We start from the raw sequence: 22,643 nt of genomic DNA, 5'->3' as shown, positions 1-22,643 counted from the left end.
TAATTAATATTTTTGATTGAATTATCTTTTATATATAATTTCTATTAATTTAAGTGTTTTTTAATTGACTTTATAAAAAAAACAAGTTAGAATACGACTTTTTAATGAGGTAGTGGCATAAACTTACAAACACGACTCAGGCGGGGTGTAGCGCAGTCTGGTTAGCGCATCTGGTTTGGGACCAGAGGGCCGAAGGTTCGAATCCTTTCACCCCGACCATGTTAAATGGTGAGTGTAGCTCAGTCGGTTAGAGCATCAGATTGTGGTCCTGAGGGTCGTGGGTTCGATTCCCATCACTCACCCCATTTTGGGCGCTCGTAGCTCAATTGGATAGAGCGACAGACTTCGGATCTGTAGGTTATGGGTTCGACTCCTATCGGGCGCGCCACTTAAAATACTTTATGCGCTCATAGCTCAGCTGGATAGAGCAACGGCCTTCTAAGCCGTAGGCCTCAGGTTCGAATCCTGATGGGCGTACCACTTTATTATTGTTGTGCGGATGTGGTGAAATTGGCAGACACGCCAGACTTAGGATCTGGTGCCCCACGGCGTGAAGGTTCAAGTCCTTTCATCCGCACCATTCTTTTTTATAATTTGAGATAAACTTATATTATTAAAAATTAAAGTTAGCCTTTATTGTAAAGTACTGGATACTTTTTCTTGTTTCTTGACATGTGATAATGTTTTTTTGTATAATCTCAATTCTTTTTTAAGCAAATGTCTTGCTAGCTCAGTTGGTAGAGCATCTCACTTTTAATGAGGGGGCCGTTGGTTCGAATCCAACGCAGGACACCATTTTTGGGTTTATGACCCTTTCGTCTAGTGGCTCAGGACTCTACTTTCTCTGTGTAGAAACAGAGGTTCAAATCCTCTAAGGGTCGCCAGATGTTTTTTAAATTTTAGGTCGCTTAGCTCAGTTGGTAGAGCGCCACCCTTACAAGGTGGATGTCATAAGTTCGAGTCTTATAGCGACCACCATTTTAGGTGCAGCGGTAGTTCAGTTGGTTAGAATGCCGCCCTGTCACGGCGGAGGTCGCGGGTTCGAGCCCCGTCCGCTGCGCCATCCATTAAACCTTAGGTTAAGGTTGTGTCTAATAAAGCACCCATTATTGAGTGTCAAATTAAATTTTAAGATTATAAGTTCTAAGATAACACTTTAAGATTTATTATTACTATTTAATCTTGCCTCGTTAGCTCAGTTGGTAGAGCATATCACTCTTAATGATGGGGTCGTAGGTTCGAGGCCTACACGGGGCACCATCCATTTTGGCCCATTCGTCTAGCGGTTAGGACACCAGCCTCTCACGTTGGTAACACGAGTTCGAGTCTCGTATGGGTCACCATTTTTCTAATCCTTTTTATTTTTTAATTTGTTACGCAGAATTTTTATAGAAATTTCTTAAAAATGTATACTTATTTGCTTGGCAAATTGATACTAAAAACGTAAAAATCAATTTTTATAATATTGTGCTTAATGAGTGTGTATTAAGCGATAAATTCTAGAAGTTAGCTTGTAGTAAGCTAAAAAATCTTTATAAATATAATAAAAGTACATCATAGAAACATGATTACAGAGCATTGCAAATTATTTTTGCTTTGATCTATTGGACAAAAAACTTATAAGCATTTTTAATTTTTAAGCTTATAAAACATAAAACAGCTATATTTGGTAATAAAATGGCCAATTCTCTTGTTTGTGAGAAAGGTGCTTAAAATTTTTAAGATCATACCAGCCAGGATCCATGCGTAAAAATATATTAAAGCTTACGATAAAATATAGCTCTTTTATAATATAAAGAGCATTTGGTGGCAATGTAAAAATATTAAAGACGCAATTATAAAGAAAGCTCAACTTAAATAGCAAAAATAAAGGTTAAAATTTAAGCTCAAATATAAAACTAGCAAACAAGCTATCTTTTTGTATTTAGTTTTTGCCTATCATGTCAAGCTTAGCTTTGCAAGCATCTTTATACGGGCTTACAAAATTTGAATCAGAGCACTCATTTAAATAAGGTCTAGCCAACTTAAACTGTTTTTGCCTTATATAGATTTCGCTTATCAGATTTAAAGCATGTAAGCGATCTTCTGGCTCAAGCTTCATATTTAGTATAAATTTCGTCTCGTCAAGCGCCTCATCTAGGTTATCTGTCTTTAGTGAAGCTTCTGAATAGTTAAAATTTATCTTTGGTGAAAATGTATTTATCTTGGCTTTTGTTTGTAGTTCAAGAGCTTTTTTGGCATACGTTGTAGCTATGGTGTAGTCATTACTTTTCATCGCATAGTCGCTTATAGCTGTATATGCTTCGATAATCTTAAAGTCTTGGCCTCTTAGCTGCTCAATAGCGCTAATGGTTGAGATCGCCTCCGTAAAGCGTTTTAATGCAAGCAATGAGTAAAACCTGTCAAAAAGAGATGGTGTTGGATCTGAGTATTCGACTGATGAGCCAAGTGAAAGCGCGTCATTTGCGGCAATGATCGCATGCTCATAGTCTTTGTTTTTATATAAAATTTTGCTCAAATTTACCAGCCATTCGACTCTATCTTCTAAATTTTCATCCTTTGCATGAGCTTTTGCCAGCTCAAGTGCATCGTTGTAGCGGGCCGTTCTGTAATAGCAGTTAAAGAGCTTAAATTGCGGTAATGAGATTTTGTTTATATCGTAGTTTTCAAGTAAATTTATAACAGCCGTGCAATCATCTTTTATAAAATACTCTTTTGTAAGCTCTAGCGCAGCCTCATTTATCAGCTCCATTGCCTTACTCAAATTTTCATCTTTTGCCATGGTTTTGTAAGATAGTGCATCGGAGAATTTACGCTCTTTAATATCCAGCTCAAGCTCGCTTATTAGAGCCTTTTGACTAATATTTGTCCCAGCATATTTTTCAATTAACTCTTTATATCTAGCATGAAGTGCAGTAGCATTTTTATCTTTTTCTTCAAAGAATAACCCATCTTTTGCCTTGGTGACTTCATCGATATAATTACCATATTTAAACTCTGTCTCATATCTATTTAAGTATTCGTATGCTTTTTTTTCATCTTTTGTTTTGGCTAGATTTAGTGCTAAATTTTTTAAAGCAACTTCATAAAAATCTTTCGTCCTATCGCTATTATTTATCAAAATTTCATAAATTTTAGCAGCCACATCAGGCATATCTTTACTTGCAAATGTAGTTGCAAGATTCATCGACTTTGTTGGGTTATTCATAAAAAATTTTTCATTCGCATTTGCGATTTTTAGTATAAATTTCTTTGCTTCATCAAATTTTTCTTTATCGATATTTGCATCAGCTAGGCTTAGTGCCGCTCTACTTGCAAGGTCGATGTCGTTTGTGGAGTAAAGCACTTTTTCATAGTCTTTTAGCGCCTCTTTTTGTCTGCCTATTTTATAGAGATAATCAGCGTAATCAAGCGCTGCAAGTTTCGTAAATTTTGAGTTTGCATGCTCTTCGTTTAAAATATCAAGCATATATTTTGCATCACTTGCGATGCTATCTTTTAGGTAGGCTCTAGCGATTAGATATAGCACCTCTGGATAGTTTTCATCAGATGGGAATTTTCTGATCCAAGCCCTACCTTCACTTACGATATCTTTTGGCTCGATCTCTTCAAACTCATTTTTTGTCTCAAAAATTTTATCAAGAGCCCTTAGACGAAATAGTAAAAATTCACTTGAAAAAAGGCTATTTGGATGCCTCTTTATCGCTGTTTGAGTATCTTTTACTACATTTTCATAAGCGCCCTTTTCGTAAGCTCTTTTTATATTTATGTAGATGTCTATGTCGTTGCTATCAAGCCCAGCGATAGGCGCTTTGTTAAGATCGAGCGCTCCGATACTAGGATTTAGCATATCTTTAAAATCAGGTTTAAAATTTAGCCCAGACTTTCTCTTACTATTTTCACTGAGCGAAGTATCTATAATTATGCTAAAGTGTTTTGAAATGGTTGTTTTTGGGCTATCTTGCACGTTTTGGCTGTTATAAAGCTCAGTTTTTATATTTAGCAGTTTTGATGGTGCTTTTGGCATTATGACGATAAAAAGCTTGCCATCTTGCTTTTTATATTTTATATCCATTAATGGCAGTGTCGTATCTTCAATTTTGGGCAAAATTTCATCATCAAGCATGCAGACATAGCGTTTGGTGTCGTAAGCTAAAATTTGCTCCACGCATTCAAATGCTTGCTCATCGCTTAGCTGAAGAACGCTATAAGGTTTATCACCATTTGCGCCGCTATTTAGGCTAAGATTAAAAGCGGTTAGATAAAGCGGAAAAAATAAAATAATTAAGAGCTTTTTCATGCCGCAATTATAGTTAAATTTTCTAAAATCCTGAAGCAAAGACAAAATGCTCAATAAATTCCAAAATCGCTCCAGAAAATAAAAACGAAAAGGCCGTTCCAGCTACTGCAATGCCAACAATTACTTTTAGCGCCATAGAGATATTTGCAGTGTAGAGATTTTTATCTTTTACGATCGGCTCTTTTAAAAACATAAAGACGATTAGCTTTAAATAGTAATAAATCGCAATGGCAGAATTTATCATGATTATAACGCTAAGCACGACGTAATCAGACTTTATGAGCGATGAGATAAGCACCATCTTGCCCCAAAAGACGCTAAAAGGCGGAATGCCAGCAAGGGCGATCATAAAAATTCCCATTATCACAGCGTAGCTTGGTAAAATTTTTATAAGCCCTGAAAATTTCTCAAATGGGTGCTTAAAGCGCTTGTCCCAGCAGACCACATCGTCGCACCTTGCCACCCAGAGCATAGAAAATGCGCCCAAATTTGCAAACAAAAACATGATCCAGTAGAAAAACAAGGCGACATTTGCCTCGTGAGAATTTGCCACAAGCGCGCAAAGCACGATACCAGCGTGAGCTATGGAGCTAAAGGCGAGCATCCTTTTTACGTCTTTTTGAACTAGCGCCATGATGTTTGCAAGGCTCATCGTAAGCACGGCGATGATGTAGAGCATATCTTTTATCCATGAAATTTGTGAGCCTTCAAGCATCGCAAAAATTCTTAACGCGACGATAAAAGCTGCCACCTTTGGTACGATCGACATATAGCCAGCAAGTGGGGCATTTGAGCCCTCGTAAACGTCTGGTATCCATGTGTGAAAAGGTATGAGTGAGAGCTTAAAGCCAATGGCAGAGGCGATGAAAACGCAGCCAAGTAAGATGATTAAGTTTTGATTTAGGCTAAGATCTTTTATGACAACGCCGATACGAGCGATATCTATTGAGTTTGTAGCTAGATAAAACATCGCTATCGCCATCGCCAAAAAGCCAGCCGAGAGCGAGCCCATAGCAAAGTATTTAATGGCAGCTTCTACGCTTTTTGCCTTATTATGAAGGGCGATTAGGGTGTAGAGGCAAAGCGAGCTGATCTCAAGGCCTAAAAAGATGATGAGTAAGTTATTTGAGCTCACCATAAATAAAAATCCAGCGATCATAAACAAAAATAGAGCGTAATACTCATAAATTTTGTACTCAAAATACTCTTTTGTACTAAGTGCGAGTGGGATAAAAAGGGCTGAGGCGATTAGGATGATGACTTGAGAGATGACCGAAATGCCATCGACTAAAAGCATATCCCAAAAGCTAAGGCTAAGACCGTTAAAATCAAGTATTAGACCCAAATTTACAAATATTGCGATGATACAAAATACGCAGTAGAAATTTCTTGAAAGGTCTTTTTTTATGGTGCCAACGATTAAGATAAAAAGCGCAAAGATTATCATACTAAGCATCGGAGCAACCGAAGATAAAGAAATTTCTTTTAGATCTAAAAAGGCTATTTCGTTCATAGTTTGCTCCCACCATTTAAAGATGAAATTTTATCCTTTGTGTCGCTATCTAACGCTCTAGTTTGCATTTTATTTATTATATTTTGCATGCTTGGCTCAAGTGGCTTTAGGATCAAATTTGGTGCGATGCCAAGAATGATTATGAGCAAGCAAAGTGGCACAAGAGCGGCTAACTCTTTAAAATTTAGATCTTTTAGACTTAAATTTTTCTCCTTGCACTCGCCAAAAAAGACCCTCTTATAAAGCACTAGCATATAAACAGCGCCCACGATGATGCTAAAGCCACCAAGTAGCGCAAAGAGCTTGTTTAGCTTAAATACGCCAAGTAGACTCAAAAACTCGCCCACAAAGCCAATCGTTAGTGGCAGGCCGATACTTGCAAGCGTTGCTATAAAAAATATAAGCGCATACTTTGGCATCACCTTGGCAAGGCCGCCAAATTCGCAAATTTCTTTTGTGTGAGCCCTCTCATAGATTACGCCAACTAACAAAAATAGCGCGCCACTAACGATGCCGTGGCTTATCATTAAAAATATTGAGCCGCCAAGGCCTATTAAATTTAGTGAAAAGATGCCAAGCATGATGACACCCATGTGTGAAATGGAGCTATAAGCGATCACTTGCTTCATATCGCTTTGCGCATAGGCAACAAGGGCTGCGTAGATGATCATGATGATGGCTATAATGCAGACAAAGCCGCTTAAAAGCAGGCTCGCATCTGGAAAAAGTGGGAGCGAAAATCTCACAAAGCCGTAAGTGCCCATCTTTAAAAGTACGCTAGCAAGTAGCACAGAGCCGATAGTCGGAGCCTGTCCGTGCGCGTAAGGTAGCCACGTGTGAAATGGAAATAGCGGAGTTTTCACGCCAAAAGCAAAGAAAAATGCTAAAAATAGCCAAATTTGAGCATTTTGACCAATACCAAGCTTGTACCAATCAAGCAAGTTAAAGCTAAAGACGCCGCTTTTTTGATAGCACAGATAGCCGATAAAAATTATCGCTACTAGCATAAAGACAGAGCCTAAAAATGTGTAGATGAAAAATTTAATCGCAGCGTAAATTCTATTTTTGCTACCAAATGCGCCGATGATATAAAGAAGCGGTATGAGACTAAGCTCCCAAAAGCTATAAAACAAGATCATATCAAGCGCGCTAAAGACGCCCATCATCGTGCTCTCTAAAAATAGCACGCTAATAACAAGGTGCTTTAAATTTCCATCATCGCTAAGGGCTGCGATAGAGATGAAACTCATAAATGCGCTAAGGACTATAAGCACAAGAGAGATGGTGTCGATGCCCACAAAATAGCTGATATTTAGGCTCGGTATGAGTGGGACTTGATGCGTTAAAACAAAGTAGTAGCCTTTAAAATCAACATTAAAACAAATAAAAAGCGTTAGCAAAAGCTCGATTAAAGCGATGCTTGCTCCATAAAATTTTATGCTTTTATTTTCTATCAAAAAGCCAAGTATTGCGCTTATTGCTGGGAAAAATATGATGACACTTAGCATTATTTGGCTCCGTTTAATAAAAATATAAAGCTTAAAAGCAAGACAAATCCTGCGACCATAAACCTAAGCATGATGCTTAGATCGCCACTTTGCATTTTATTTGCAAGATATGCAAATTTATTTAGCACCATTGCGACTAGATCGACACTACGATCGATTATTATCTCGTCAAATTTCTTACAAATTTGAGAGATAAAAGCGTAGCCATTTATAAAAAATTTCTCATAAAATTTTGGGATAAAGTAGGCATTTTGTAAAATCTTATAAGCTCTGCTCTCGCAAATATTCTCTTTAAAAATTTCTCTTTTATAGGCAAATATAGCAAAGCCAGCACTTGCTAGCACTAGGCTAAGTGTTAAAACGAGCAAGAAAATTTCACTACCGTGAGATAAATTTAGTGGAAAATCTTTTAAACTTTTTTCTAAAAACTCACTAAAGTTGCTCCAAAAAAAGCCACTTATGACTGAGAGAATTCCAAGTACGCCCATGCCAGCTAGCATATAGTTTTTAGCTTCATGCACGTGTTTCTCGCTCTTTGGCTTTGTAAAAAAGACGAGCATAACAAGCCTAAAGCTATAAAATGCCGTAAGCACCGCACCAAAGAGTAAAATGATCCATAAAAATTTATTTTCACTAAAGGCAACCTCTAAAATTTTATCTTTAGAGAAAAAGCCAGCAAATGGATAAAATCCTGCCAGCGCGCAGCTTGCGATGATAGAAAGGAGCGCAGTTGGCTTCATAAATTTATAAAGTCCGCCCATTTTTTTGATATTTAGCTCGTCATTCATCGCGTGCATAACGTTGCCAGCGCATAAAAATAGAAGCGACTTGAAAAATGCGTGCGTGACAAGGTGAAAAAGTGCGATCTTATAAGCGCCAAGTCCAGCTGCTACAAACATATATCCAAGCTGCGAAAGTGTCGAGTAGGCGATAATCTTTTTAAGGTCGTTATGCACAAGCGCAATGCTAGCTGCAAATATCGCTACAAATGTGCCAAGGTAAGCGATAAAGTGCGACATTTCAGGCGCGTTTATAAAGATAAAATTTGCACGTATGACTAGATAGACGCCAGCTGTTACCATGGTCGCTGCGTGAATGAGTGCAGAGACCGGAGTTGGCCCCTCCATGGCGTTTGCAAGCCAGGTGTGAAATGGAAACTGAGCGCTTTTACCCATGGCGCCTATAAAAAGAAGTGTTGCAATGATGCCTAAATTTAGCCCAGAAAAGTCGCTTCTAGCGTTAAAAACCTCACTAAATTTAAGTGAGCCAAAGCTATAAAATATATAAAAAATACCAATAAGCATGGCCAGATCAGCAACCCTATTCATTATAAATGCTTCGTTTGCAGCGACGTTTGCACTAGGCTTTTTATACCAAAAGCCAATGAGTAGCCAAGAGCAAAGTCCAACACCCTCCCAGCCGATAAAGAGCCCTATAAAGTTATCGCTTGAGACAAGGACGTTCATACAAAAGACAAAGAGCCCAAGATAACTAAAAAAGCGGTTAAAGCTCGCATCATCTTTCATATAGCCAACTGAGTAGATATGCACGATGCTTGCGACCACGCCAACAGTGCTAAGCATAACAAGGCTAATGGCGTCAAGATAGAAGCCAAAATTTAAACCCAGACCGCCAAAATTTATAAATTCTTTTAGTGATAAATTTAGCGGTTCATCTATGCCAAGGCTAGCTGTTAGCATGAGTGAAGCGGTTGTGCTAATTATCATTAAAAGTGAGCAAAAGATACCAAGTAAAAAATTTTTACTACTATGTGAAAAAAGTCCAGAAACGATAAAACTAAGAAGCGGGAAAAATAGTGAAATGCAAAATAAAGTCATCTCTTAGCCTTTCATATTTGTCATCGAATCTAGGCTAATGCTGCCAGTCTTTTTATACCAAAGCACGAGCAGGCCAAGCCCCACAGCGACCTCGCTAGCAGCGATAGCAACTATAAAAAATGCAACTATTTGCCCGGTTAGATCAAAGTGGTATTTTGAAATGGCAGCAAGTGCGATATTTGCCGAGTTTAGTAAAATTTCACTTGAGAAAAATAGCATGATCAAATTTCTTCTTCGCATTATGCCAATTAGCCCTATGACAAAGACCAGACTTGCAAGGATGAGGTAGTGAGTAAGCCCTATCATAGCATCTCCTCAAGGCTGCTTTGCGCGTTCATATCTTTATGTATCAAGATGATGCCAGCCACCATCGCCACAAGTAACATGATGGCGCACATCTCAAAGGCTAGCAGATACTTGCTAAAGAGCAAAATTCCAACCGCTTCGATGTTGCCAAGCTCGCTAGTAATGGGACTTAATCCATCAAATTTTGCACCATAAATAGGAGCTAAAAATATAAATATCAAAAGAAGCGCTATAAAGCTACTTAAAAAATAGATAGTGATCTTTGCTTTTTTGCTACTTTTTGGCTCGCACTCTTTACTGCTATCAAAAAACATCATCGCAAATGCATATAAAACGACCACAGCACCTGTGTATACGATGATCTGCACTACGCCTAGAAATTCTGCTCCAAGTAAGAAAAATATAGCCGAGATAAAAACCATGCCAGCAGCTAGCGCAGAGACTGCATTTAGTGCGTTTTTACAAAATACACTAAAAGAAAAACTAGCTAAAACCAAGGCGCTAAAAAGATAAAATGCAAAGCTCTCATACATCTTTTGCCCTTTTAAAATTTATACTACTCATCACTTTTTGTCTCATTTTCATTTTCGCTTATAAATGCATTTGGTGTCTTTTTGATTAAGCTATCAGCATTTTTAGGAAGCGCTCCGTATCCTTCAAACTCGCTTTGATCTTTTAAAAATTTATCTTTTGTCAAAAACTCATCTTTTGTGCCAAATATAATCCTGCTCTCGCTAGCAACTTCGTACTCTTGCCCGCAGACTATCGCAAGCTCAGGGCAAACATCAGCGCAAAATCCACAATACACGCATCTACTTAAATTTATCGAGTAGCTTGCGACCTTTTTGCGGCCATCTTCGCCAAGTGAAGTTTTCATCGAAATGCAGTTGCTAACGCAAATTTTCTCACATAGCCCGCATCCAATGCAACGTTCATTTTCACTTTCAACAAATTTTAAAAGCTTGTGAATGCCCCTATATCTAGCATTTAGCTCCATCTTTTGCATAGGGTATTTTAAAGTATGTGACTTGCTAAAGAGCATCTGCTTTATCGTGACTTTTAGTCCGATCAAAAGATCAGGCTTAAATGTGATAGCGATGAAGTGCTTAAATTTATCAAACGCACTCTTTGGCTTTAACTTTTCATCTATTAAAATATATTTTTTCTCACTCATTTTTCGCCTTAGATTAGTAGCATAAAGCCAGTGATTACGATATTTAAAATTCCAAGCGGAAGCAAAATTTTCCAGCAAAATGCACTTAACTGATCAACTCTTAAATGTGCCCATGAAGCCCTTACCCAAAGAAAAAAGAAAAAGACAATGCTTGATTTTAAGATGATCATCAAAGCACCTGGGATAAATAAAAATTCGTTAAATCCGCCTAAAAATAAAATCGTAATGATGATGCTAGCAGCGATCATATTTGTGTATTCGCCGATGAAAAACATCGCCCATCTCATGCCGCTATACTCGGTGCCATAGCCTGCTACTATCTCTGTTTCGTTTTCTGTTAAGCAAAATGGAGTTCTGTTGCACTCCACGAAGCTTGCTATTAAAAAGAGTAAAAAGGCAAGGGGCTGCTTGAATATAAGCCAGCCAAAAATTCCTTTTTGATAGTTGTTTATATCCACAAGTGAGAGTGAGCTAGTTACCATTACGACGCTTAAAAGAGCCATGCCAGCGACTATTTCGAAACTAAGAAGTGAGACTACTGCGCGAGCTGCGCTAATTAGTGCAAATTTATTATAGCTAGCAAGACCTGCTGCAAGTGGAGAGAAGACGCAAACCGAAGCAACACCAGCGATGTATAAAATACCAACATTTATATCTGAGAGAATCGGACGTAATGTATGTCCAAAAATTTCAAACTCAGGCAAAAACGGCACAGGTGCAAGTGCTGCAAATGCAGCAATAGCTGATATTAGTGGAGCTATTAAAAAGATAAATTTATTCGTATTTGCTGGTACGATGTCCTCTTTTGTAAAGAGTTTTATCATGTCAGCTACTATCTGTAAAATTCCAGCAGGTCCCACCATATCAGGTCCTACGCGGCGCTGCATGTAGGCTAATACCTTTCTCTCAGCGTAAGTTGCTAGTCCTGCAAGGCTTGCCATGACGGCTAAGATGACGACTGCTTTAACGATAGTGCTTAGCACAAAAAATAGTGTTTCACTCATCTTTTGCCTTTACGATTTTAACTGCGGCGTAGCTTTTGCCATTAAATATAACCTCCACATCAAGCTTATCGTCATAATCACCTAAATATGCACCAACTCCGCCAAGCTCACTATCAAGCTCCACGCAGATGGCAAGCTTATGCCCATCTTTTTCTAAAATAATCGCTTCATTTTGTGAAATTTCAAATTTAGCCATAAATTCGCTACTTGCATAAAGCTTCGCTCTTTTGGCTGTTTGTGTGGCATAGTTTGCAAAAAATGATGGCAAATTTATAGGATTTGCAAGATTTATAAGTCCCTCATCGTCTTTTGAATTTATACTCTTGCTATCTTTTAAAAGTGGCTCTATATCATCATTTGGTATAAAATTTGAAATTTCAAGCTTGTAGCCTCTGTGACTTGTGCCGTCGTTTGCGTAAAAATTTTCTAAATCATCAAATTTAATGCCTTTATAACCCTTTTCTTTTGGTAAATTTGGCGTGTAATCAATCGTATCTTTAGCCATTAGCCCAAGTGCGTTTGCGATATCGTTTAGAAAATAACCTTTGTGCGGTATCGCCACATTTGTTGGCACTAAGGCATTATTTATGCTTGTAAATGTGCCTTCTTGCTGATTTAGTGCGCTAGCATCGATATCGCCTTCAAAAATGCTAAATTTATAATCACCATTTTCGTTATAGCCAAGCGTCTTGCCAGGCTTTTTCTCGCTTGTAAGAGTGCAAATTTTAGCAACGCCAAGTGAGTTTGTGCGTGGTGGTATTAGCATCACACGAAAAGGCGTAGCTCTTGCGATCACTCCAGTAAGTGCTGCTAGTAAATTCGCATTTTCATCCGTGTAAAAATCGCTTCCTAAAATGAGCGTAAATTTGCTTTTGCCCTCGCTTAAAGCTGGTACATCTAAGCCAAAATTTTTATCAAAATTTTCAAGTTTTGATGTAAGTGCGCTAGGTAAATTTTCACCCCAGTTTTTAAGTATAAAAAGTAAAATTTGCTCTAATTTTCCAGCTTCATGCGTTGCATAGATAAAATTTTTAGAATATTTTTTAACGATCTCATCAGCTATGTGATGAAAGTAAATTCCAGCTGCTTTATTCATTTTTAAAGCATTATTTAACTTAAAGCTTGTCACTGGGCTTTCGTGTCTTAAGAAACTGCCAGCAGTGATGATAAAATCGCTATTTTTAATATCTTCATAGTCTGCGTTATACGAGCTAAGCCCGCTAAATTCGCTAAATTTATTTAAAAATTTTTGATAATTTAGCGCTTCATTGTTTATTAAATTTAGATCAAATTTCTCTCTTAAACGCTCTAAAATAAGGGCCTCTTCGTTCGTGATGAAGCTATTAAATTTTATATTTTTGATCGCGCCATTTTTAATATTTAAAACAATCTCTTCAAATTTTTCTTCATTTTTACAGGCAAGCTCGTTGTGAAAGTCATAGCCAAACCTAGCTGCTCCACTTATTTCGCCAAATGTAAAATCATTGCTGACGCGGTAAATTTGCTTACTTCTATCGCTAGTGCTCTTTTCTTTTACGTCATAGTAAATTAGCTCACAGTCGCTTTGATGTGGATTTGCTGCTGGGATAGGGTTTAGCTCCCAGATATTTGTGCTATATTGAAAATGCGAACTAATAAGCGCTCCAGTAGGGCAAACGCTAATACACTCACCGCAAAATGAGCAGTCAAGACTCTCGCCCACGCTTGGGCCTATTAAGCTTTTTTGCATTTTGCTAAAAACAGCATAGGCATCTTTTGGCATACTCTCTTTTAGCTCTTTTGGCACTTCAACGCCCCTTGGTACGGTCTTTAGTGCACTCTCTCCGATCCTATCCTTACAAACAGTGACACATCTTTCGCAGACTATGCAAAGAGCTGGATCATAGTTGATTAGCCCCCATTTTTTATGCGGTTTATGCGTATCGGCGATGGCAAATTTTTGCTCATTAACTTTTAGATGTGTGGTTAAATTTTGTAGTTCACATTCGCCACTTTTGTCACAAACACCACATTGAATCGGATGATTTACGCAGTAAGTCTGCATGATCGCATTTCGCTCGGCAGCGATTTCTGGCGTGTTTGTATAAATTTGCATATCCTCTTTTGCTTTGGCATTGCAGCTATAAACTATTTTGCCGTTTGCCTCGACCATGCAAAGCCTACAAGCAAGAGTTGGTGAGCAGCCGCTAAGATAGCAAAGAGCTGGGATATAAATTCCATTTGCCCTTGCAATATTTAGGATGCTCTCGCCCTCATCTGCTTCTAAAATTTGATCATTTATGCTTATTTTCATTTACTAACTACTACTTGCTTAAATGCGTATCCATCAAATTCTTTTGCGCCAAGTATCGCAACTGTGCCTTTTAACGAATGGTCTAGTTTAAATTTTGCCTTCACGCTAAAATCTTTTGCTTTAAGCTCTAGCATATCGCCATCTTTTGCCTTTGCTACGATGCCAAATTGCACGCCACCTACGATCTCATCACTTGCATTTTTGTTTAGATAAACGACCGCTCCGTCAAAATTTTCAAGCTCTTTTAGCTCGTCTATTTTGTGATAATCATTAAATTCTTTCCTGTAATCACCAGCCAAAACGACATCTTTGCCTAAAATTTCAAGTAACCAAAAGATCGCATCTTTATCTGGATGAGTAAAAAATGAATCATCAATAACGATGTTTTTAACGTCCTTTATCCACTCGCCAAGCTCTTCAAATTCCTCTTCACCAACATTGCACTCGCCGCTTATCAGTCCATCATCAAGCTCGCTAAAAAACTCATCGCAAGATAAATTTGCGTATTTGCAAAGAAGAGCTAAGACGTAGCTTATTGAGCCTATTTCGCAGCGGATTAAATTTTCGCCGCCAAGCTCGCTATCTTCGATGCAAGAAATGTATTTAAACTCGTGCTCTTTTATCTTTTTTGCTAAATTTTTATCACTCAAGCTTAGTAAATTTGCAATGCTTAAGCTTTTGCCTGCTATTAAATCATTAAATCTCATATCTTGCCCTTTTTTATGGTTAATACCCAATCAACTTGGTTAAATTTAAGCGAGTTCATCACTTCGCAGTTTAGATTATAGGCTAAATTTATAGCCTTTGCCACGCCGCTAAAATCGCCTATCTCAAATAAAAATATAATCACTTCGCCAGCCTCGCTAGCCTTTATCTGCTGTCCAAGAGTGCTCAAAAACTCACTCTTTAAGTGCCTAAGATCGACCCTTCTCATCTATCGACCTCGCCTAAGATGATATTTGTGCTACCAATTATCGTAGCGACATCAGCGACGTACTGACCTACTAATAAATCTTCGTAAATGGCGCAGTGCCAAAAGCTAGGTGTACGAATTTTTAGGCGATATGGGCTTGCACTACCATCTGAGTTTATATAAATTCCAAGCTCGCCCTTTGGCGATTCGCTAGCAAAATAAATTTCACCTTTTGGAGGCTTTAGCCCCTGAGTTATCAGCACAAAATGCTGCATCAAAGAGTAGTTTTGGCTCATTATCTGCTCTTTTGAGGCGCTCACATACTCTGGCGCGTCGGCGATGATAGCGGGGCTACTTGTCTGATACTTGCTAACGCACTGCTTTAAAATTTTCACACACTCGCGCATCTCTTTCATATAAAGTAGATATCTCGCGTAGCAGTCGCCCTTGGTGGCGTAAGGCACGTCAAATTCTAACTCGTCGTAGATGAGATAAGACTCTTCTTTTCTTATATCACGTGCGATCCCGCTTGCTCTTAGCATGACGCCAGAGCAGCCGCTACTAAGGGCTAGCTCTTTGCTAATTACGCCCACATCAACAAGTCTTGCTTGCCAAATTCTATTTTCACTTAGCAGATCTTCATAAAGCGTGATGTCGCTTGGAAATTTCTCGCAAAATTTAAGCAGCTCCTCGCACCAGCCATCAGGCAGATCAAGCGGCACACCACCGATCCTTATCGAGCTATGTGTTAGCCTTGCGCCGCAGCATTTTTCTATTAGATCAAGGACGTATTCACGCTCTCTAAATGCGTATAAAAAGACGCTCATCGCCCCCACGTCAAGGGCATGCGTAGCTAAAAATAAAAGGTGTGAACTGATGCGGTTTAGCTCCAAAAGCATCACTCTAATGATCTGCGCACGGCGAGGAACTTCGATACCGCAAAGCTTCTCCACAGCCGCGCAAAATGCGTAGTTATTCGCACTTGAGGCGATGTAATCAACCCTATCAGTCACTGGGATAAATTCCTGATAGGTCATATTTTCAGCCATTTTTTCAACGCCTCGGTGCATGAAGCCAACCTCTGGCATGGCACGCACGACCTTTTCGCCATCAAGCCCAAGCACAAGCTTTAACTGACCATGTGCGCTTGGGTGCTGTGGGCCAAAATTTAGTATCATCTTGCCGTCATTTTGCTCAAATTCTAAATTTTCAAAAAATGGTTTTAAGCGGTTTGGTGACTGGCTCAAGGTCTTTCCTTTACTATCTGGCTCTGACTAAATTTAGCCTTTTTGACAAATTTTACGCCGCCATCTTCTTGATACTCGTACTCCTCGCTAAATACTCTTGAAAATCCAAAGGTATCTTTCTCTTCAATATAAGCTGGATCGCGGTTCTCTTCGCCGATTTGCTCTCTAAACTCGCTTCCAAAAATTTTATCCACCTCGTACCATTTGGCAGCCTCGTCGCCAGTTAGCGGATAGCTCTTTAAGAGCGGGTGCGAGTGCCAGTCATCAGGCATGATGAGGCGCTTTAAATTTGGATGATCTTTAATGAGAACGCCGCTTAGATCATACATCTCGCGCTCAGCCCAGTTCGCGCTTTTATAAAGCTCGCAAACGCTTTTTAGCATTTCATCTTTTTTTACAAAGCATTTTACGCGAGCGCGTCTATTTTTACTCATGCTAAGAAGCTGATAAAAGACTTCGTATCCACCTTTTTGATTTATGAAATCAAGCGCTGCGAGCTCGCTAAGCTGTTCGTAACCAAAAGATTTTAATATTTCAAGAGCTTTAAAATTTTCACTAGAATTTACATAAATTACAAGCTGATCAAACTCCACATAGCTAGATAAAATTTCTACTCCACTTTGCTCTAAAATAGCGAGTTCTTCATCAAATTTAGAATCTTTTACTTCATCTTTTGGCGTCTGCTTTTCTATGTAAAATTTCTCTTTGTAATACTGCTTTTTTTGCAGATCATTCTTTGGCTTATACTCTCTCATATCTCAAGCTTCCTTGGCTTTTGCGCCCTAAATGCACTTTGTTTTCTTATCTTTTTTTGAAGCATCATAAGCGCGTATTGAAGTGTCTCTGGACGTGGGGCACAGCCTGGGATGTAGATATCAACTGGTATTATGCGATCGACACCTTGAACGGTTGAATAAGTGTTAAACATGCCGCCAGTGTTTGCGCAGCTACCCATCGAGATGACCCACTTTGGCTCAGGCATCTGGTCGTAAAGACGCCTTGTAAACTCAGCATGTTTTTTAGTTAGCGTGCCAGCTATGATCATCACCTCTGAGTGTCTTGGACTGGCGCGAAATATAGTGCCAAATCTATCAAAGTCATATCTGCTAGCGCCACTTGCCATCATCTCTATTGCACAGCAAGCAAGCCCGTAGCTAAGTGCCCAAAGCGAATTGCTCCTGCCCCATTGAACTAGCTTATCAACGGTTGTTAAAACGACTGGTAAGCCGCCATTTGCAGCGTAGTTTATCTGATGCTTTGCCATTTAAAGACTCCTTTTTGCCAAGCATAAGCAAAGCCGATAAGTAAAATCGCCACAAAAAGCAGCATTTCGATAAATCCAAATACTCCAAGTAGTCTAAAATCCACCGCCCATGGATACATAAAAATAACCTCAACGTCAAATAAAATAAATAAAATTCCATAAAAAAAATAGTGGATATTTATCTTGTTTGGTTGTTTTACTGTGGTTGGGCCACACTCGTAAAAGCCAAGCTTTAGTCGCTGTGTGTTTCGATTGGCTAGTTTTTTGCTTATTTTTGAGGATAAGAATGTTATCAAGCCAAATGAACAAGTCGCTAGTAAAAGTATGATAAATGCACCAAAATAGGTGCTTTCAAGCTCTGAATGTGACATACTTTGCCTTCTTTTAATTTTCAAGATTCTACTAAAATTAAATTTATTTGACCTTGAAATGGCTCAAGACTAGGGGAACTATTGTGATTTTGTGTAAAAATTTCGCTTATTTTATCTTCTCAACCGCATCTTTTGCAGCGCTTATTCGCTCGCTCTCATCAAGCTCTTTTACAAAGCCATCTTTTACCAAAATGATCCTAGTCGCCATGTCAAAGTAGCTATCGTCATGGCTTACGGCGATGATGCTGATGCCCTTGCTTTGCAAAAACGGCAAAATTTCTTTGTAAAATTTACGCTTAAATAGCGGATCTTGATCGGCCGCCCACTCATCAAGGATGAGGATAGACCTGTGCTCTAAGATGGCTATTAGTAGGCTTAGACGCTTTCTCTGACCAGTTGAGAGCTGCGTGGTACTAAGCTTATTATCAACCACGCTTACTTTTTTATCGATCTCAAGCAGGGCTAAAAGCTCGTCTATATCGCTTTGGCTGGCAAAGCCATTATGAGAGAGTGTCTGTGAAAATAGATAAAAATCAGCAAAAATAGCACTTATCTTTGCCTGATAGCTTTGTAAATTTGATTCATCTATCTTTGTGCTATCAAGGTAAATTTCGCCACTACTTGGGCGGATAAGGCCGCAAAGTAAATTTATAAGCGTACTTTTTCCACTGCCATTTTTACCGATGATAAATGTTATCTCGCCACGTTTGATCTCTAGATTTACATCATTTAGGCTAAATTTGCCGTGGTTGTAGTTGAAATTTATATCCTTTAGTCCGATATTTTGCCACTCATCGCTTAGACTATCATCAAATTTAAAGCCTTCTTTAAATTCATTTAAATTTAAGCTCATGATCTTCTCTAAGCTCACCTTTGCGCTAAGTGCGGCTGGTATGGAGCCAACCATACTCATAAAAGAGCCTCTTAAAAATAGTATCGTTAGGCTTATACTAAGTGCCGTTTGCAGGCTCGCCCAGCCAAATGCCACGCACAAAAATACGCAAAGTCCGACCGCACCAAGGAGCATTACGTTTGTAAAATTATCACTTAATGCGTGATAAATATCGGCCTTTACCATATTTTGGCGTTTTTTATCGCCTGTAAAATTTAACTCATCAAAGCAGACACTTGCCCTTGCCCTGTTTAAACTAAGCTCTCTATGCCCCTCTACGATATCGTCGTAGTGCTTTTGTAGTGCGTCATCTTGAACTCTAGAATGCTTAAAATAAAGATGAATTTTTTTCATAAAAAGTGTATTTATAAAAAGAGTCGCACCGATCCAAATGGACAAAAAGATAAAAATTTTTGGAGCGATTACACAAAGGTAGATGCTAGCGCAGACGATAAAAACTAGGCTTTGTATAAAGCCAGTAGCGCTCATAAAGGCAAATGTGATCGTTTTTATGTCATTGTTTAGACTAGCTATGATCTTTGCCTTGCCGATCTCGTTTATCACGCTATTTGGTGTGTCTAAAATTTGTTTTACACTTTGATATCTTAGCTCGTAGATAAATTTATGCCCAAAATTTGTAAGCGATATATTTGCTGCGATGGCGCTTACAAAAAATAAGAGCAAAACCACTATAAATTTAACCGCTATAAAGGCGTCAAATTCTTTTAAACTTACAAGCTCATTGTTTATAAATGAAAGGGTCCAGACACCAAGTCCGCTAAATATGAGCGTTAATAACACTATTTTAGAAATTTGGTAGATATTTTTTTTGATTAAATTTGCAAGCATTACATTGCAGCTCGTGGCTGAATGATATTTGGCTCATACTTTTGTTCAGTATTTTCGCTCATTATACGAAGCACCTTGCTTCGTTTTATCTTAGCGTCATCTTTAAATATCGCACGCACTTTGTCCATGCCAGCGTAAAAATCACGCATAAGCACGATGCAAATATATTTGCCAAAAAATGTCGGCTTAATAATGCCATTTTCTTCGTATATCGCATTTACAAGCTTAAGTAAGCTAAGCTCCATAAATAAGGCCTTGTTAATGTTTGTGTTATTTTCATCGTTATATCTTTTAATATCAACTCCGCCATCAAAAAGCCTTGTTAAAAACGTGTATTTAAGTCTCTCTTTCTTGCTAAAACCACATTTTGCGATGACTGGGCTTTGCCTATTTTTTATCCTTTTGCCGTATTCAAGTAGATTAAACGCATTTATTACAAGCTCACCATTAAGAAAGCTAAATGCTCCGCTACCAACGCCCACGTACTCTAAATTTGAGCCTACATATTCGTCGCGAAGATCGGCATTTTTTTCATTTGAAAACGCCCAAGCATTGCTTTGTTTGTAGTTGCTTTTGCTAAATTCTTCAGTGATTATCTCATAAAATTCACGCTCATTATCTACGTTTGAAACGCCAAGCGAGCGAGCTATATTCTCTCTTGTTAGCTCTGATTTCATAAGTGGATAGAAGGTGATCTGCTGCGGAGAAATCGATTTTGCAGTATTTATGTCGTTTATGAGCTGCTCTTTTGTTTGATTTGGCAGGTTAAAGATGAGATCCAGGCTAATGACTGGGATCTTACCAAGAGCAAGCTCAAGCTTTCTTTTTACCTCCTTGGCTGAGCCGAATTTTTCGTATCTGCCAACTCTTTTTAACGTTTCATCATCAAAGCTTTGTACGCCAACGCTTAGTCGATCAATTAATCCATCAAATCTAGCTAAACTCTCGGGTGAGATATGATTTGGATCGCTTTCTGCCGAAATTTCATCTATACTAAAAAGCTCTTTTGCAAGCTTAAGCGTTTTCTCAAGCTCAGGCTCATTTATAAGCGTCGTGCCACCACCAACATAAAGTGAATCAAAGTCAAATCCAGCCTCTTTAACCTGCCTCATCTCCTCACGTAAATTTTCAAAGTAAATTTTTGCAAGCTCTTGTTCATAGTGGTACTTATGAAACGAGCAATATGGGCAGAATGTGTGACAAAATGGTACATGCGCGTAGAGCATATACTTTTTGTCTTTTTTGGGAGTTTTGGTGTAGGTTGTGGTTAAAATGTCTATATTAAATTCATTATATAGTGATCTTTGAATAGAATTATGAGCGTAATTTACGGCAAAATTCTCGACAATATTTTTAAAGATCATAACTAATCGCCTTAAATAAGTTTGGTTTTAAATTTATGTGTTAGGATAGCTAACTTTTAATAAATTTAGCCTTGTGTTAAAGAAATTTTTAGCTTAGCCAGATAAATTTGGCCTATAAATTTTAATTTTTTGAATTCTCAAATTTCACGTATCGATCAAATTTTAATCCCAAAACTTAAAGAATTTATTCCCCAGTCTTTGTATTTAATGTATCCTAGTCTAATTTACAAATTTAACTAGCTAAGCACCTTTACGATTTGCTCCCAACCCATTTGCTTGGCAAATTCAGCAGCCGTTTTGCCACTTTTTGTGTGGGCGTTTTTATCAGCGCCGTTTTCTAGTAAAAGATTTACAAGATTTAAATTTCCTGCGATCGCCTCGTGGTGAAGCTGCGTATAGCCAAATTCATCGGCGTCCGTGACCATACTTGGATACTCTTTTATGTACTGCTCCACCTGTTCATGCGTATTTTTGCTCATCGGATGCTCTATCAAATTTTCAGGGTGCTCCTTTTGCTCGTAAACTACCAAAATATCGTTAAAATCGCCAAAATCAAGCCCCCACGCTTTATCGTGCTCTTTTAGCTCTTTCTTTTGCATGCGTGAACGCATCGCCTGCACGCTAAATCCGCCGTATGCGCGTCCATCTATCGCAAATAGCCAGTCGCTCATCTCATCTATCTTCACGCTTACTTGATCGCCTACTTTAACGTTTTGCACGGCGTCAGGCTCGTTTACGAGTGTTCCATATATCGTTTCGCCGTCAAATTCCACATCGTCTATCCACATGTGCTCGCCAACTTCTTCGCCATTTACGACATCTAAGAAGCAAATTTTTACCATTGCATAGTCAAGCATAGGTACGATCCTGCGGCGCTCCCAGTAAACCTCACGCCAAAAATATCTAAAGCTCTCTTTGGCCTGCTCAAACGCATGCTGCATATAGTCTTCGTCGCTACTTACAAAATAGATCGGCATTTGCTTGCCAAGATCGATTTGTTTACCGAGAATTTTCTTAAAAAAGCTCATTTTTTGTCCTTCTTTTTTAGATAGATCAAAATTGAATGCAAAATGATAAGGTAAATTTCACCCATAAATTCGACAAATTTTAAATACAAAAATTATGCGAAATTTCGCATGATTTAGCCCAAAATCCTATAAAATTTTAAATATAAAAGTCACGCAACTATTTCGCAAAATTAGGCTAGGCGATTTAAATTTTTGTGATGGAAGTTACCGAGCGGGTAATGACCGAGCAAAAATTTGAATCAACAACGCATAATGAAGCGAAAATGTGCGCTATTTTAGGTTTTTAAAACTGATCGGAAGTTCTAAATTTAACCCCCTCACCAGCTTTATACACTCCTGCAGATCATCTATGCTCTTACTTGTCACTCTGATCTCCTCGCCCCTGATCTGTGCGCTCACCTTGATCTTTGAGTCTTTGATCGCTTTGGTGATCTTTTTTGAGTTTTCGCCATCAAGCGTGTCGTTTAGCTTTAGCGTCGCCTTTAAATTTCCGCCACTTGCCAGCTCTCTTTTTGTCTCTGTGATCGCTACTGGTGGTATGTTGCGCTTGATGAGCTTTGAGATCACAATGTCTTTTAGCGCATCGATCTTGTTATCGCTTGAGCTAAGAAGCGTGATAAATTTCTCTTTTTCATTTAGCTCGACTTCGGCCGCAAGCCCCTTAAAATCATATCTCGCAGCGATCTCTTTTTTAGCTGTCTCAAGAGCGTTTTTAACCTCCATCATATCGACCTCGGCACTTATATCAAAGCTATGTTCGGTTGCCATTTTTATCCTTT

Annotated in this window: 19 protein-coding genes and 11 tRNA genes; 11 read left to right on the top strand and 19 right to left on the bottom strand. The window is 38.6% G+C overall.

The features are described from left to right. Window positions 1–141 precede the first annotated feature (141 nt). The 11 genes from CVT05_RS07880 (at window position 142) to CVT05_RS07830 (ending at window position 1,343) form a co-directional block, all read left to right on the top strand. A tRNA-Pro gene (locus CVT05_RS07880) sits at window positions 142–219 on the top strand. A 9-nt stretch (window positions 220–228) separates the two neighbouring features. Further along, window positions 229–305: transfer RNA gene (locus tag CVT05_RS07875), tRNA-His, on the top strand. Between the two features lie 6 nt (window positions 306–311). Further along, window positions 312–388: transfer RNA gene (locus CVT05_RS07870), tRNA-Arg, on the top strand. 15 nt (window positions 389–403) lie between these two features. Continuing rightward, a tRNA-Arg gene (locus tag CVT05_RS07865) sits at window positions 404–480 on the top strand. A 15-nt stretch (window positions 481–495) separates the two neighbouring features. Further along, window positions 496–580: transfer RNA gene (locus tag CVT05_RS07860), tRNA-Leu, on the top strand. 139 nt (window positions 581–719) lie between these two features. Next, window positions 720–795: transfer RNA gene (locus CVT05_RS07855), tRNA-Lys, on the top strand. 13 nt (window positions 796–808) lie between these two features. Beyond that, a tRNA-Glu gene (locus tag CVT05_RS07850) sits at window positions 809–884 on the top strand. An 18-nt stretch (window positions 885–902) separates the two neighbouring features. After that, a tRNA-Val gene (locus CVT05_RS07845) sits at window positions 903–978 on the top strand. An 8-nt stretch (window positions 979–986) separates the two neighbouring features. Beyond that, a tRNA-Asp gene (locus CVT05_RS07840) sits at window positions 987–1,063 on the top strand. Between the two features lie 121 nt (window positions 1,064–1,184). Beyond that, window positions 1,185–1,260, top strand: a tRNA-Lys gene (locus CVT05_RS07835). Between the two features lie 8 nt (window positions 1,261–1,268). After that, window positions 1,269–1,343 (top strand) — tRNA-Glu (locus CVT05_RS07830). Window positions 1,344–1,924: 581 nt separating this feature from the next. Here CVT05_RS07830 and CVT05_RS07820 read toward each other — a convergent pair. The 19 genes from CVT05_RS07820 to CVT05_RS07730 form a co-directional block, all read right to left on the bottom strand. After that, a complete protein-coding gene (locus CVT05_RS07820; protein ID WP_107698448.1) occupies window positions 1,925–4,300 on the bottom strand; it encodes a tetratricopeptide repeat protein in 2,376 nt (791 codons plus the stop codon). A 22-nt stretch (window positions 4,301–4,322) separates the two neighbouring features. Further along, a complete protein-coding gene (nuoN, locus tag CVT05_RS07815; RefSeq protein WP_107698398.1) occupies window positions 4,323–5,813 on the bottom strand; it encodes an NADH-quinone oxidoreductase subunit NuoN in 1,491 nt (496 codons plus the stop codon). Further along, complete coding sequence (locus CVT05_RS07810) at window positions 5,810–7,321, bottom strand: NADH-quinone oxidoreductase subunit M (RefSeq protein ID WP_107698397.1); 1,512 nt, start codon at window positions 7,319–7,321, stop codon at window positions 5,810–5,812. The genes nuoN and CVT05_RS07810 overlap by 4 nt, the downstream gene beginning before the upstream one ends. Further along, the gene (nuoL, locus tag CVT05_RS07805) at window positions 7,321–9,159 is read right to left on the bottom strand and encodes an NADH-quinone oxidoreductase subunit L (RefSeq protein WP_107698396.1); all 1,839 of its coding nucleotides are present in this window, start codon (window positions 9,157–9,159) and stop codon (window positions 7,321–7,323) included. Before nuoL ends, CVT05_RS07810 begins: the two co-directional genes overlap by 1 nt. A 3-nt stretch (window positions 9,160–9,162) precedes the next feature. Next, a complete protein-coding gene (gene nuoK / locus CVT05_RS07800; RefSeq protein ID WP_085657926.1) occupies window positions 9,163–9,465 on the bottom strand; it encodes an NADH-quinone oxidoreductase subunit NuoK in 303 nt (100 codons plus the stop codon). Then, the gene (locus CVT05_RS07795) at window positions 9,462–9,998 is read right to left on the bottom strand and encodes an NADH-quinone oxidoreductase subunit J (RefSeq protein WP_107698395.1); all 537 of its coding nucleotides are present in this window, start codon (window positions 9,996–9,998) and stop codon (window positions 9,462–9,464) included. Before CVT05_RS07795 ends, nuoK begins: the two co-directional genes overlap by 4 nt. 23 nt (window positions 9,999–10,021) lie before the next feature. Next, on the bottom strand, window positions 10,022–10,639 hold the full coding sequence (nuoI, locus tag CVT05_RS07790; RefSeq protein WP_107698394.1) for an NADH-quinone oxidoreductase subunit NuoI: 618 nt from the start codon (window positions 10,637–10,639) through the stop codon (window positions 10,022–10,024). Between the two features lie 8 nt (window positions 10,640–10,647). Beyond that, window positions 10,648–11,643 carry an NADH-quinone oxidoreductase subunit NuoH gene (gene nuoH, locus CVT05_RS07785; protein WP_087585118.1) on the bottom strand — a complete coding sequence of 332 codons (996 nt, stop codon included), beginning with the start codon at window positions 11,641–11,643 and terminating at the stop codon, window positions 10,648–10,650. Next, on the bottom strand, window positions 11,636–13,936 hold the full coding sequence (locus tag CVT05_RS07780; RefSeq protein ID WP_107698393.1) for an NADH-quinone oxidoreductase subunit G: 2,301 nt from the start codon (window positions 13,934–13,936) through the stop codon (window positions 11,636–11,638). Before CVT05_RS07780 ends, nuoH begins: the two co-directional genes overlap by 8 nt. Further along, window positions 13,933–14,643, bottom strand: a complete 711-nt coding sequence (locus tag CVT05_RS07775; protein ID WP_107698392.1) for a hypothetical protein — start codon at window positions 14,641–14,643, stop codon at window positions 13,933–13,935. The genes CVT05_RS07780 and CVT05_RS07775 overlap by 4 nt, the downstream gene beginning before the upstream one ends. Next, the gene (locus CVT05_RS07770) at window positions 14,640–14,870 is read right to left on the bottom strand and encodes an NADH-ubiquinone oxidoreductase subunit E family protein (RefSeq protein WP_107698391.1); all 231 of its coding nucleotides are present in this window, start codon (window positions 14,868–14,870) and stop codon (window positions 14,640–14,642) included. Before CVT05_RS07770 ends, CVT05_RS07775 begins: the two co-directional genes overlap by 4 nt. Then, a complete protein-coding gene (nuoD, locus tag CVT05_RS07765; RefSeq protein ID WP_107698390.1) occupies window positions 14,867–16,096 on the bottom strand; it encodes an NADH dehydrogenase (quinone) subunit D in 1,230 nt (409 codons plus the stop codon). The genes CVT05_RS07770 and nuoD overlap by 4 nt, the downstream gene beginning before the upstream one ends. Continuing rightward, window positions 16,093–16,851, bottom strand: a complete 759-nt coding sequence (locus CVT05_RS07760; protein WP_107698389.1) for an NADH-quinone oxidoreductase subunit C — start codon at window positions 16,849–16,851, stop codon at window positions 16,093–16,095. The genes nuoD and CVT05_RS07760 overlap by 4 nt, the downstream gene beginning before the upstream one ends. Next, entirely contained in the window at window positions 16,848–17,360 is a 513-nt protein-coding gene (locus tag CVT05_RS07755) for a NuoB/complex I 20 kDa subunit family protein (RefSeq protein WP_012001120.1), read from the bottom strand. The genes CVT05_RS07760 and CVT05_RS07755 overlap by 4 nt, the downstream gene beginning before the upstream one ends. Further along, window positions 17,342–17,731 (bottom strand): NAD(P)H-quinone oxidoreductase subunit 3, encoded by a 390-nt coding sequence (locus CVT05_RS07750; protein ID WP_107698388.1) that lies wholly within the window; start codon window positions 17,729–17,731, stop codon window positions 17,342–17,344. The genes CVT05_RS07755 and CVT05_RS07750 overlap by 19 nt, the downstream gene beginning before the upstream one ends. Before the next feature lie 106 nt (window positions 17,732–17,837). Then, window positions 17,838–19,472, bottom strand: a complete 1,635-nt coding sequence (locus CVT05_RS07745; RefSeq protein ID WP_107698387.1) for a multidrug ABC transporter permease/ATP-binding protein — start codon at window positions 19,470–19,472, stop codon at window positions 17,838–17,840. Beyond that, window positions 19,472–20,836 (bottom strand): coproporphyrinogen III oxidase family protein, encoded by a 1,365-nt coding sequence (locus CVT05_RS07740; RefSeq protein WP_107698386.1) that lies wholly within the window; start codon window positions 20,834–20,836, stop codon window positions 19,472–19,474. The genes CVT05_RS07745 and CVT05_RS07740 overlap by 1 nt, the downstream gene beginning before the upstream one ends. Window positions 20,837–21,072: 236 nt before the next feature. Then, window positions 21,073–21,864, bottom strand: a complete 792-nt coding sequence (locus tag CVT05_RS07735; protein WP_107698385.1) for a YegJ family protein — start codon at window positions 21,862–21,864, stop codon at window positions 21,073–21,075. 270 nt (window positions 21,865–22,134) lie between these two features. After that, complete coding sequence (locus tag CVT05_RS07730; protein ID WP_107698384.1) at window positions 22,135–22,632, bottom strand: YajQ family cyclic di-GMP-binding protein; 498 nt, start codon at window positions 22,630–22,632, stop codon at window positions 22,135–22,137. Window positions 22,633–22,643 lie beyond the last annotated feature (11 nt).

This window comes from Campylobacter concisus (assembly GCF_003049705.1).
Taxonomy (GTDB): Bacteria; Campylobacterota; Campylobacteria; order Campylobacterales; family Campylobacteraceae; genus Campylobacter_A; species Campylobacter_A concisus_AR.
Note: the sequence above shows the minus strand (reverse complement) of the source record. Positions and strands in the feature narration are given on the sequence as shown.